We start from the raw sequence: 12,647 nt of genomic DNA, 5'->3' as shown, positions 1-12,647 counted from the left end.
ATTCATGGAACTAAGCGACCTGAGGATATTTCAAGCAATTGCTGAAGAAGGAAGCATTTCTGGAGCTGCAGAGCGATTAGATTATGTTCAGTCCAATGTAACTGCAAGGTTACGTAGACTAGAGGATGAGTTAGGTGTCCTGCTTTTTTATAGAAGACCTAAAGGAGTTCAGATCACAGAAAAAGGCGCCCTTTTTCGAAAGTATGTCGATTCAATTTTGCAAATGGCAGATGAGTCGATCAAAATACTACAAGATCACGGTAAACCAAGTGGATCATTAAAAATAGGTGTTGTTGAAACGGTTACGTGCGGGAATTTCATGAACCTAATTGCTTCTTACCAATCGCGATATGAACAAGTATCTCTTAGTTTAGAAACAGGCAATCCTCTTGAATTAATGGAGAAGGTAAGGAACTTCGAGTTAGATGCTGCTTTTGTAACAGGTGAACTGACTAAAACAAATCTCGTTTCAGACTATTTATTAACGGATGAAATTGTATTATTATCTGGCAGGACATTCGATGTCTCAGCTTTAATAGAGCAAAAGTGGGCGATATCTCCAAGAGGTTGTCCTTTCAGAATGAAATTGGAACAATGGTTGAAGGACGAGGGAGTTGCATTAAAGAATTTCATTGAGATTAGTTCATTAGAAACGATTTTAAGCAGTGTAAAAGCGGGGTTGACGTCAACCATTTTACCTAAATCGGTTTTAAAAGGTCCATATGAAGATTTAAATGTGTACCCTATACCCGAAGCGTATCGATTTATTGAAACAGGTCTTATCAGAAGAAGAGAAAAATATTTGGACTATGCTTACAAAGCTTTTGCGGATCTAGTTAATGAGGAAGGTCTGTAAAGAGAATATGGGCATGTCAATGCATTCGCCCCAAGGAGTCAAATGTAGTTCTGGCTTTATGAATTAGATTTCGAGTTTTCGTGTACCAAGCCATTTCACCATTTCTGGATCGCGATGAGAAAAGAAGAGGCTTTGTTTCGTATCTAATGTGGCAATTGACTCCATAGCCCCGATGTCCTCTTGGCTCGATTATATTGGTAGGCTTGTATACAAAATTCAACACAAGTGGCTTCACCGGGATAAGTGTGTATGAAAATTCGAAAATTCATATACAATTCATCAAACAGGCTAGGATCAGGCCAAACGTGTAGGAAATTCATATACAATCCACCAAATAGGCCTGCACCTGGCTAAACGTGTATGAAAATTCATACACAATCCCCAAACAGGCCGGCACCTGGCAAATGATTATCCAATAAATCAGTGAAAACGGAATGCTGGACGCCCCGTTTTGGTTGAATGTTAAGTGGCAGGCATCCACCTCGCCACTTTCCTGAAAAAGCAGGAAAAAAAGTTGGACGGAAGACATTGCGTCTTTCCGCCATTAGAGAGAATCAGGCAATTATTTGAGACAATCGAGTTAACAGTTTAACCAACAAATTGCATCAACAGTTGATTAAAACGCTCCCGTTCTTCCCAGAAAGGCCCGTGGCCGCTGTATTGGAATGGGACGAACTGCGAGCCCTTGATAAGTTTGCTCGTTTCCTGCCCTTTGGCGAAAGGAACGATTTTGTCGTGTACGCCGTGTACAATCAGTGTAGGTACGTCGATTTTCTGAAGATCAGAATACACGTTTTCGTCCCGAAGCGTGGCCATGATCGCCGCAGTGGCATAGCCAGCTGCCTGCAGTCCCATCTGCATAAACCAATTGGCAAAAGGACCTGTAATAAGCTGGAAGAAGAACATATTAGTCAGGTTATGCAGCATGTTGGGGCGGTCGTTCAAGGTGGCTGTAATAAACTCGTTTGCCGTCTGTTTGTCTAAGCTAGACGGCGCTGCCGCATCGATCAACACGAGTTTGTTTACGCCAAAACCTTGGTGCCGCGCCATATACCGAATTGCGATCGCCCCGCCGGTCGAATGACCAGCCAGTGTAAAGTCCTTCAATTGCAGCGCCCCCACGACGATTCGTACATCGTCCGCCAAACGGTCAAAGCTATAGCCCGTGAATGGTTTATCTGAGTTGCCGTATCCACGCCAGTCAATACTAACGCAGCGGTAGCCCATCGCTGGAAGTACATCATACTGATATTCGAACTGATTGTGGTTAAGCGGCCAGCCATGAATGAAAAAGATCGTTTTCCTGCCCGCCGGATTAATATCCTCCACAAATAGGTTAATGCCGGGTTCCACCGTAATATAACGTCCCACGTCGATCCCTCCGAATCCGTTTTGTACATCTAATATTATACTCACAGTTAGGGCATAGGTGATTGCCGGCGATTGTGGAAGAAACATAGAACATCAGCAAGAGGTGGGCTTTATTTGAAGATGTCGAAGCAAATTGCAGCATTTGATCTCGACGGCACCTTGTTGGAGGGCAACAAGAGCGTGATGCCGGATTTGGCCAAGGAGCTTTGGAAAGGCGGCTACAGGCGCATACGCGGGGTGCTCGTTTTTGGCCTGGCAGGCGGTGCCGGAGTGTTGAGAAAACTACGTTTGATTTCAAGCGAAAGATTTACCTTGTTTGGCACTACTCTCATTGTTCGGTGGATGGCCGGCGACAAACTAACTACCTTAGAGCCATACTTTCATCGTACGGTGGAGCGGCAACAAGTCAGGCAAGCAGTGGCAAACCTTCTACGCAGTCATCAGGCTGAGGAGCGTGAGGTATTGCTGGTCTCTGCGGTCGTCCAGCCCTTACTGGAGCGCTTTGCAGAACGGCTCGGTGGGCAAGCGCTGGGGACTGAGTTAGAAATGACCTCCGATGGTCGCTTGACCGGGCGCATAGTTGGAATTTTCTGTTCGGGATCTGGTAAAGTGAAGCGGCTTCAGGACTGGGAGGAGCAAACGAATCGTCCAGTCGACTGGCAGAATAGCTTCGCCTATGGCGATACGCTGCCGGACCGATTCATGTTGGAGTCGGTGGGCTACCCTGTTGCCGTATCTCCGACACCGGACTTCCGTGCGGAGGCTAAACGGCACGGCTGGAAGATTCTTTAAACGTGGATAATCTGTTTGGTTGGGCCTATGTACGAGTTTAATAAAAAATGGGGTGGTTGCATGGTTAGTCATGATTATTTCAGGAGATGGGCATGCCAAAAAATGGTTGAAGCTTCCAATAGTAACATTTGGGATGGTCATTGGGCGTGTGCGGTGTTGGCATTGATTCATCTTTTAGAAGAAAAACTGGTACCCAGCGAGTTAGAAACCTAATCTATCAGAATCTCGATAAAACAGTTGAGGAGCATGAAAACTCAGAGAAGTATCGGAATGATAAGGCTTATAACGATTGCCGATCCGGTTTGATAGAACTGCTGATTCAGAATAGCGGTACTGCCAATTCGCTTGGACATGACGTCATCTACGCCTATTATATGCTTGATTTACTCACTCGCTCCGACGTTTCCGCTACCGCCGAATTATATCAGGCCATGAAGAAGTTACTTGAGGGGTTCAGAGAATCGGGCCCAGGTTATGTAACCACTAACGGTGAGAATGTGGTCATCCATCCGGATGGGCTCGAGACAAAGGTCGAAAGATTCAAGCTTACTCCAGCAATGGTACTTGATCTATTCCACGGATTTTCCAGGATGCCTCAAATGGAAAAAAACGATATGCAGCTGGGGCATATACTTACCCACGGTCATGCTATCGTACAACTTAAGCAAGCTTTTAATGGAGATGGCTTAGATGTCTTGGATGAGGCCCTTTTCACAAGGATAGATATTTTAAATTTCGCGAACCAATTAGAGGCCGTATCTTCTTCGGCTGCAGTATCTGAGAAGAGCTGGAGTCCCTTGGAAGCCTCCTACTGGGAACAAGCATTATCGGACAATTGGCACGGACACTATTATAAATACGCATTCAGCTATCTAAAACTGAATCGGATGGCTGAACGCAACTTTGTCGATATTCAAAAGTTCAACAGGATTTTATAGAAAACTAAAGATACGGAGAGTGACTGCATTGCTTGATACCTGTGTTCCAAGCGGAGTAAAACTAAAAGACACCGGCTTCGGGTATACGTTGTCCATAGTAAGCGGCAAATATAAAATGATCATTATGTATTGGCTATCAGAAAATAAAGTTATGCGGTTTAACGAACTAAAGCGATGTATCGGTTCGATCACCTTTAAAACGCTCAGTATCATGTTGAAAGAAATGGAGGCGGATAAAATTATTATACGCGAGGAATATCCGCAAGTACCTCCAAAGGTTGAGTACTCATTATCAGAACGCGGCTTATCCCTCATGCCTCATGATGATGATTCCGTAACGTCCGACCCTTGATCCGGCGGCGGTGGTACCCCAAGCAGAAAATAGGCAGGGCCGGTACGAATTCCGATTGACTCAAGTCAATGAGCATGTTATATTCATTTTTGAAGCAACCCGATGGTTTTCATAAGGAGGATAACATCCATGGCCCGAAAGACGAAGCCACCAGAGGAGCGGCGCGCTGAAATTATTCAGACAGCCAAGGAATTGTTTGAGGAGAAGGGTTATGAAGGAACTCAAATTAGTGATATTACGAATAAAATGGGTGTTGCACATGGGCTTGTGTATCACTACGTGAAATCAAAATCAGAATTGCTCGATGCCGTAGTTGAAGAGTGGGCTAAAGAGATATTGGTAGATTTAATGGTTCTGATGAAAGACAACACAATAAGTGCAGCGGATCGATTAGAAAAAATGTTCCTATTTACAAGCAACATGTTAAAAAAAGATGCTTCTTTAATTACAACCATACATCAGCACGAGAATGAGGAGATTCACAAGCGAATTGGCAGCACAGGAATAAAAATGATTCTCCCTATATTCAAAGAATTAATTGAAATTGGAAATGCGGACGGTTCTTTCAATTGCTCGTACCCTGAGGAAACAGCGAAATTCTGTTTATACGGCTGGCAGTCGATTGATTCAAGCATCTCCGATGAAGAAAGAGTAGGGAAGCTAAAGTATTTTTATAAACGCATGTTAGGCATCGATTAACAACTTCTTCGGAAGTTGTATTATTTTTATATTTTATTGACTCAAGTCAGTCAACAGAGGAAGGGTGTATATAGTGAATCATTTTATGAATAAAGTTGCCATTATAACTGGCGGAGGCGCTGGCATCGGAAGAGAACTTTGTTTCCAATTATCTAAATTGGGAACGAGCGTTGTTGTTGCAGACATTCGTGAAGATCATGCTAAAATGACTGCTGATCAGATCATAAATAGCGGTGGAACCGCAAACTATATGCGTGTCGATGTCGCTAGCGAAACCGATATTCAACAGCTAATTGATGATACTGTATTACAATATGGCAGGATTGACTATATGTTTAATAACGCCGGCATTGCGATTGGCGGGGATGTCAGAGATTTGACCCTAGCGCAGTGGAAAAAAGTGATGGATATCAACTTGAATGGCGTTCTTTATGGGTCGACGATAGCCTATCGGGTGATGGCCAAACAAGGATTTGGACATATCATCAATACAGCCTCTGCCACAGGATTAATGCCGCAGCCCGGCAACACGCCATATTGCGCAAGTAAACACGCAGTCGTCGGTCTTTCACAATCGTTACGGTATGAGGGAGTTGATGTGGGGGTTAAGGTTAGTATCATCTGTCCCGGACATGTTCAAACCGACATTTATAAAAATATGACGGTTGCCAATGTTCCAAATGAAAAAATAGTGGAATCTCTACCCGTAGGGGCAATGAATCCAAGCGAGGCTGTTGATATTATATTAAAGGGCATTATCAAAAATAAAGCTATCATTATTTTCCCGACATCCGTTCGGTGGGCATGGCGTATTTATCGTCTCTTCCCAAGATTGTTAGATCAAGCCTGGTTACAAAAAATTAGAAGTATACGGAAACTTAAAAATGGATGATAACGAACTATACATATAAGGAGAAGGGCGTTGTCTATATTGTGTCCCGATAGCCAATAAAAAGGCAATTAGCTCTTCATCTGGATCCGTATTTAAAACAAAAAAACCGCATATAATGCGGCTTTCATAGTTTACATGTTTTTATCCACTGACAGTGATCAAACATTTCGTACATTATGCAACCGGGGTTCCGTCCAGTGATTGTAATTTGTACATTGTTTGTACTCTCTTTCATTTTTCAGATGCAGCCGTTGAAATTCTGCCGGGTTCTTGTGGCTCGGATGTACCGATCGGCCTTTTTTTCCAAAACCGAATCACAGCGATTATGGCAGATCCGAGCATCAACGCGCAGCAGCATGCTGCAACCACATTCAGTCCGCTCGTAAAGGCTTCGTGTGCCCTGGTCAGCAGCTTGTCTGCAGCCAGTACACTTAAGCCTTCCGCTGCGGTTGTGGCACTGGCGAGACTATCCCCGGAAGCCTGCGCTACAGAAGGGGGTATATCAACTGGCATCGTATCCTTGACTCTGCTGCGGTAAACTACCGTGCCCAGACTGCCTAAGACGGTGATTCCAACAGCAAAGGCAAATTCACCGCTGGTCTGCAGCATCGAGGCAGCGGAACCAGCCTTCTCAGGCGGGGCTGACCCCACGACAAAGTCGCTGGCCAGGCTCTGGAAAGGGGAAGCTCCAAGGTTAAAGAGTGTATAACCCCCTGCCAGAAGCATGAGACCTGAAGCAGGGGAAATACGGGCCAGCAGTACGCATCCAGCGGCCGACAAGATCAATCCTGCTCCTATGAGAACAGCAGGTCGGACTCTCCGCGCAATTAGGGGCGACAGCAGCATACCACTCATGGAACCGATCACTCCCGGAAGCATCCACAGCCCTGCTTGAAGTGGCGACAATCCTTTAACAAATTGGAGATACTGAGCGATATACAGCATCACCGCACCTGTCATGGTAACCCCGAACATGCAGGCAAGAGATGTGCTGAAGGCTGAATTAGTAAACAGCCGCAAATCGAGCAGTGGGCTGGAAAGCCTCTGCTGCCGCAGTACGAACAGAACACCGATCAGAAGCCCCACCAATATAGTCACGATTGGAAGTGTTTGAAAACCATGCTTGGCTGCTTCTTTAAAGCCGTAAACGATAGGCAAAATCGCTCCGAGAGATAAGCCTACACTTAAAAGGTCCACACGTTCCCCATCTTTCTGGCGATACTCCGGCAGCAGGAAGGGACCCAGAATCAGCAGCAGCACCATGACAGGTACTGCGAGTAGAAATATCGATCCCCACCAGAAATGCCCCAGCAGCGTTCCACCTACAACCGGTCCAAGCGCCATGCCGCCCATGGAGCAAGTCAGCCATATGCCGATGGCAAAGGATCTTTGCTTGTGGTCATGGAACATATTGCTGATAAGGGCAAGTGTCGAGGGCGAAAGTGTTGCTCCCGCGATTCCAAGCAGTGCCCGGGCAGCAATCAACATCCCAGCGCTCTGTGAGAATGCCGCTAGAATCGAAGCGGCGCCAAATGCGGCGCCCCCAATCATTAGCAGCTTGCGCCTTCCAATCCGGTCGCCGATCGTGCCCATCGTAATCAAAAACCCGGAAAGCATAAAACCATAAATATCCATGACCCATAGCTGCTGCGTGCTATCTGCCCCAAGAGCAGCACCGATATGCGGCAGCGCGAGAATCATTACGGAGACATCAATAGATACAAGGAGCGCGGGTAATGCCAGCACGGCAAGCCCAATCCAATCCTTTAATCCTGCCTTCATCACTGTCACTGTCACAGCAAACATCATACCTCCTGTCTCAGTGCTTTCCCGAGTATGTCCAGTATTGCCTTCGTACCATGCTCACGAACAGCCGGGGTATCGTACCCATCTAGCTGAGAAAACACGCGATGGCGTAGTGTTAAAGGTACGTTCGAGCACAAAAGTATCATGGACTACAGATCGTTCATTCATTATTTTCGCCTCTTTCGATGGATATCTTCTTTTAATCTGGATCGATACTTGGCGAACTCGCCGACTTTCCATTGATTCTCCATAATCATCTCCATTAAGCGCGCTGGTCGTTTACCGGTAGCTTAACTATAAAACATGACGTCACGTAAGGATCAAGATGACGATTTATTAAAAAAGGGAAAGATAGATTCGGTAATGCAGACGTATGAGGAGTTGGATGATCGATTCATTTGCCCGAATGGACCAAAGCAAAGGGGAACCGCCAAGTACACTGGAATACCATTTGAGGATGACGAAAAATCCGTGATCTATGCACGGCATCCGCCTCGCTGCATTCCTGCAACAGCAGGCGACACAAAAAAGGCTAGACGGAAAACCTTGCGTTTTCTCGCCCAGCCTTTTTATTTTGGGGACTTATTGGACAGCTTAACTCAATTTCACTTTAGCTAAGTCATGTTGTAAGACATTGTTTCCTTCCTGTGGGTCAAATGAAATATCGCTAAGTCCAAAAACGTTTGTAACAACATCTTTATCTTTAGGATGTATTATTCTTACTTCATAAGAAAATGTCGCAGGAGGAATCTCAAATGATCTAAATGTTCTGTATTGATTAGGTGGTATCGTTTGAGTTGTCGGATCAACCGTTGGTAATAAAATAGGTGAACCGGATGACCAGTCAAACATTTGAACAGTTACTGACCGGAAATCATCAGGATCAACATTCATCGCTTCAACAGTAATGAATTTCGTACTCGAGTGTCTTCGTAATACACCGGTTGATAAAATATTATGATTGTGGCTCAAAAAATCCCTCCTTCCATTTTCAATTAAGACAAGTGTTCATACACTAATATAAGATTCAATAAAAAAAATGCTATGGACAAATGGGGGGAAATATATAGATAGGTAATTTTAAATACCTGTTTACTAAAAGTTATTGTACGAACAGTAAGTATTTATTAATCAAATAGATCTGAAATGGTAAAGGCGTTATCAATTTTGATAGCGGCTTTTTACTATATAAAACCGTTATCAGCACCAGCCCATACCGGGTTAAGTCTTTCATCATACGTTATATGGGAATGCCTAATTTTTAAAAAAGTATATCATTCACCTATAGGGAGTTGGATAAGTGAATTCAATAACTAAGCTTACTGGGCGAGTAGTATTCAAAGGAGATCCTGGTTATAACGCAGCTCGAAAGAACTGGGATCCTCATACGGACAGATGTCCTAAAGTTTTTGTTTTTGCAAAGAAAGCGCAGGATGTAGCGAACGCTATAAGATGGGCCCGTAAAAATAATGTTCCTATACGACCAAGAAGCGGAAGGCATGCCTTGGAAACTAACCTTTCGCAGGTTAATGGTGGTATCGTAATCGATACAAGCGAACTTAAGTCCATTAAACTGGACAAAAAATGTGGCACCGTAGTTGTTGGGACGGGCAACCGAGTAGGAAGAATCGTTGATAAGCTTGCGAGGCAAGGATATATGGCCCCGTTTGGCGACAGCCCTACCGTCGGTATCGGTGGTATTACGCCAGGTGGTGGTATCGGGCCGCTCCAACGGACGATCGGCCTAATCAGCGATAATCTCATCGGGCTTGAAATGGTTGACGCAAAAGGTAGAATTCTTCGTGCCAGCAATAAACGTCACTCCGATCTTCTATGGGCTTCCCGTGGGGGAGGCGGCGGTAACTTTGGCGTATATACCAAATATAAATTCAAAGTAAGGCGCGCTCCAGAGAATGCTACCGTATTCACTATCACCTGGCCATGGAACCAATTTGAGAAGATCGTTAAAGCATGGCAACGCTGGGCTCCTTTCACAAGTACGAAGCTGGGCAGCGAATTGTCTGTTGGTCCCAAAAAGGGCGGTAATGTTAGCATGTTAGGCATTTACCTCGGATCGAAAAAGGCAGCTCTTCATTTCCTTAAGCCAATTCTTAGGGTTGGGACACCAACAAAAGAAATCAAGAACCTTCCTTACCTGGAAGCTACTAAATATATGTTAGCTCCCGACCCGATCTTGACTCAAAAGTTCAGCAACCAGTTCTCCAGTGGCTTCGGCAGAAAGCCATTCCCTGATAAAGCGTTTAAGCCTATGCGAGAGTTTTTGGAAAAAGCGGAGGGAGGCACACCTGCTGGATTTTTCTTCCTCAACTGGGGTGGTGCTATAAAAAATATGGCTCCTCGTGCTACAGCCTTCTACTGGCGTGATCCGCAATATTATGTAGAATGGAACAGCTCGTGGGTGAAGCCATCTCATGCGGCTAGGAATATTGCCCTAGCTCGGAACACCAGGAAAAAGCTACAGCCTTACATTGTAGGTTCGTATATTAACGTACCAGACCAAGGTATTAAATGTTCCGGCCCAGTTTATTATGGCAAGAACTATGCAAGATTGCGGAAAGCAAAAGCTAAATACGATCCTAAAAATGTGTTTAATAATCCACAAAGTATTCCGCCGGCTTAATATCATATTTCCTGTTCAGCCAAGATCAGTAGTGATCTTGGCTTCTTGGTTGAGTGACTATAAAAAAACAAAACGAGGAAGAGGGTAATAAAAAAGTAAGCTGAAAGCAAGTGATTGATTGTGACACAATCCAATCAAAACCAGTCATATCAAAGGGTTGATTCAATCTATATACATATGTACAAAATACGAGTTTTGTGTAAATGTATAGCTAAGAAAAATGAGTGGCTATCGATCTTATATGTATTTAGCATGTTTGCCTTGCTTTTGTGCACTTTGATTCCAGGTCATTTATCACCTCATGTTTTATCTGATATGTTTTTATCAGTTATGTTTTGTCCGGCTGCTCATTTTTTATAATCGTTTTATGAATTTGATTCCGATTATGGATCAGCAAAAATGCCAGAACGCAATTAGTTGTTTCGCACAGCTCGCGATTCAGATCATTTGGGAACGGCCAGTGATTTACCCAATTTGTATCGATATCTACGTGAACGAACATAAATCGTAAATGGATTCTAATATGTTTACATAAATATAATTACGTAACTACGAATATCGAACACCTCACAATCTTGAATTCACTTTTTAAAATCGTAATTATTACATTATACCCTCTACAAATACAGTCTTATTTAATTAACCTCATTAACTATATTCATTTACTTAATGTCCAGTGCAATGAAAGTATTAGACTGGAGCATTAATTTTAAGTTCAACTTAAAAATCTACACTATTGGCCGTTTAAGAGCTGGTCCAATGCACTCCCCTGCTCTCAAAATCAAACAGGTTCTCTCCACAGACGGTTGTTCTCAAGATGCCTACGGACGCATAAGGCCTCGAAACAGAAAACGCCGGAACCCTGGTTGATTTTCAATTGGAGCTTCTCTTTCGAAATTTATAATATTTACATACATATTATTATGTAAACTTAATCAAAAAATAAAAAAATGACAACCCAAAGGTTATCCTCATCCGAAGAAATGACTAATACAAATCATAAGCAGCACTCCTAATATATACGATACCCTATGTCATGCAGAAAGCCGAAAAAGCCGAGTTCCTCTACGGGAACGTCGGCTTCCTGGCGTTAAGAATTTCTATCATTGTATTGTGTCAATCCTAATCCTATGATTAAACACGATTACGATCCATCAACGTTCGAACCGCACCACATCTTAATACTATTCATTCGCAACTCCGCTTAACTGCAACAGGTTCCAAATAGCTATACACCACAGTAAACCGGCCTGCTGCTGCCCTAACAAAGTGAAATGCCCGCTTTCCCTTTCCAATGCACGGTGCAACCCGATACCTGCAAGAATATCAGTATCTGGGCCCGGTAAAAAACCGGGTGTTGACCAGAGCTCATCAATCGCCAACCGGATACTCCCTTCCTCTAATGGCTTGATGTAAACGGTTGGATGCAAGGTGGATTTGGCAGGCAGCCACAGGAATGAATGTCCCCAGATTTCTTCCAGTGCTGCTTTTATGGCCAGCAAGCGAGACTTATAGACCTCGGTTGAAGTCCCCTCAATCACATCCGATTCTCCCTGTTGCCACAGCAGGGCTCTAAAGGGGCCGACCGCTATTCCTGCATGCTGTAGATTTTCAAATAAAGGTTCGCCAGGCATCCATTGTCTGGAGGATGTAGCACCAACAGCTACATTCGCCATGCCAATCGGAACTCTTAGCAATGGCAGCAAGTGGTTCATCGCTGCAGGCCAGATGGTTCCCATCCGGCTCTGCTCATTATCGTTACTGCGATTAACCGTCGGCTGCGGATCATGGGCCACTCTCCATTCTTGCGAGCGAGGGTCTAATGCGCTTATTCTTCCTTGCGGATCTTCTATGCGCATACAGCTGTCATTGCAATTCTCCGCATACGATTGCCCAGCTATGATAAAAACTTCGCCAACGCCAACTGGCTCCACAACGACGGAATCGCTTTGTTCCCCCCGCTCCTTGCCGATGTAGCGAAGTTCTAATCGATACCAGCCTCCTGCAGGAACAAGAAATGTCGCTTCGAACTGCTCTCCCTCCCATTCCGCATCCAGGTCCTTCCAGTCTACTGCTATTCCATACGCATCTTGGAGGAGCAACGTTCTGGCTTCCAGCCTGCCTTGCGTTCGCCTGGAAACTGTACCTGAAATGATAAAAGTTCCTTCTCCCAGTCTTGGCCCGCCTGGATGATTAGCATAAGCTTGCGCTGCACAATAACCTGTTCTTTGAATCACTTGAAACGGCTTAGGATGTGTAAGTGAAATTACAGGAACATTCATTCGCTCATCAAGCATATC

11 protein-coding genes and 1 pseudogene are annotated in these 12,647 nt (G+C 44.4%); 7 read left to right on the top strand and 5 right to left on the bottom strand.

Annotation, left to right across the window (positions count from 1 at the left end; all coding sequences use genetic code 11):
* Window positions 1–4 precede the first annotated feature (4 nt).
* Complete coding sequence (locus B1748_RS14145) at window positions 5–856, top strand: LysR family transcriptional regulator (protein WP_087568570.1); 852 nt, start codon at window positions 5–7, stop codon at window positions 854–856.
* A gap of 63 nt (window positions 857–919) precedes the next feature.
* Here B1748_RS14145 and B1748_RS37485 read toward each other — a convergent pair.
* A pseudogene (locus B1748_RS37485) lies at window positions 920–1,042 on the bottom strand (aldo/keto reductase); the annotation flags it as partial.
* Window positions 1,043–1,444: 402 nt separating this feature from the next.
* Window positions 1,445–2,227: an alpha/beta fold hydrolase gene (locus B1748_RS14130; protein ID WP_087568568.1), complete on the bottom strand. Its 783-nt coding sequence runs from the start codon at window positions 2,225–2,227 to the stop codon at window positions 1,445–1,447.
* Between the two features lie 120 nt (window positions 2,228–2,347).
* Between B1748_RS14130 and B1748_RS14125 the strand changes: the two genes are divergently transcribed.
* From B1748_RS14125 to B1748_RS14105, 5 genes are all read left to right on the top strand, one after another.
* Entirely contained in the window at window positions 2,348–3,019 is a 672-nt protein-coding gene (locus B1748_RS14125; protein WP_256975680.1) for an HAD family hydrolase, read from the top strand.
* Between the two features lie 146 nt (window positions 3,020–3,165).
* Window positions 3,166–3,957 (top strand): hypothetical protein, encoded by a 792-nt coding sequence (locus B1748_RS14120; RefSeq protein WP_256975661.1) that lies wholly within the window; start codon window positions 3,166–3,168, stop codon window positions 3,955–3,957.
* Window positions 3,958–3,985: 28 nt separating this feature from the next.
* A complete protein-coding gene (locus tag B1748_RS14115) occupies window positions 3,986–4,309 on the top strand; it encodes a winged helix-turn-helix transcriptional regulator (protein ID WP_087568566.1) in 324 nt (107 codons plus the stop codon).
* A gap of 129 nt (window positions 4,310–4,438) precedes the next feature.
* The gene (locus B1748_RS14110; protein ID WP_087568565.1) at window positions 4,439–5,008 is read left to right on the top strand and encodes a TetR/AcrR family transcriptional regulator; all 570 of its coding nucleotides are present in this window, start codon (window positions 4,439–4,441) and stop codon (window positions 5,006–5,008) included.
* A 73-nt stretch (window positions 5,009–5,081) separates the two neighbouring features.
* Window positions 5,082–5,900: an SDR family NAD(P)-dependent oxidoreductase gene (locus tag B1748_RS14105; RefSeq protein ID WP_087568564.1), complete on the top strand. Its 819-nt coding sequence runs from the start codon at window positions 5,082–5,084 to the stop codon at window positions 5,898–5,900.
* 231 nt (window positions 5,901–6,131) lie between these two features.
* Here the strand turns inward: B1748_RS14105 and B1748_RS14100 are convergent, their stop codons facing one another.
* Together B1748_RS14100 and B1748_RS14095 are read right to left on the bottom strand one after the other, a co-directional pair.
* Window positions 6,132–7,706, bottom strand: coding sequence for an MFS transporter (locus tag B1748_RS14100; protein ID WP_256975660.1), 1,575 nt, complete (start codon window positions 7,704–7,706; stop codon window positions 6,132–6,134).
* A gap of 594 nt (window positions 7,707–8,300) precedes the next feature.
* Window positions 8,301–8,678: a hypothetical protein gene (locus B1748_RS14095; protein ID WP_256975659.1), complete on the bottom strand. Its 378-nt coding sequence runs from the start codon at window positions 8,676–8,678 to the stop codon at window positions 8,301–8,303.
* A gap of 328 nt (window positions 8,679–9,006) precedes the next feature.
* Here B1748_RS14095 and B1748_RS14090 point away from each other — a divergent pair, with 328 nt between their 5' ends.
* Complete coding sequence (locus tag B1748_RS14090) at window positions 9,007–10,347, top strand: FAD-binding oxidoreductase (RefSeq protein ID WP_087568561.1); 1,341 nt, start codon at window positions 9,007–9,009, stop codon at window positions 10,345–10,347.
* Window positions 10,348–11,531: 1,184 nt separating this feature from the next.
* Here the strand turns inward: B1748_RS14090 and B1748_RS14085 are convergent.
* Window positions 11,532–12,644 (bottom strand): sialate O-acetylesterase, encoded by a 1,113-nt coding sequence (locus B1748_RS14085; protein ID WP_087568560.1) that lies wholly within the window; start codon window positions 12,642–12,644, stop codon window positions 11,532–11,534.
* Between the last annotated feature and the right edge of the window lie 3 nt (window positions 12,645–12,647).

The organism is Paenibacillus sp. MY03, assembly GCF_002165585.1.
In the GTDB taxonomy this organism is placed as follows: Bacteria; Bacillota; Bacilli; order Paenibacillales; family Paenibacillaceae; genus Pristimantibacillus; species Pristimantibacillus agaridevorans.
Note: the sequence above shows the minus strand (reverse complement) of the source record. Positions and strands in the feature narration are given on the sequence as shown.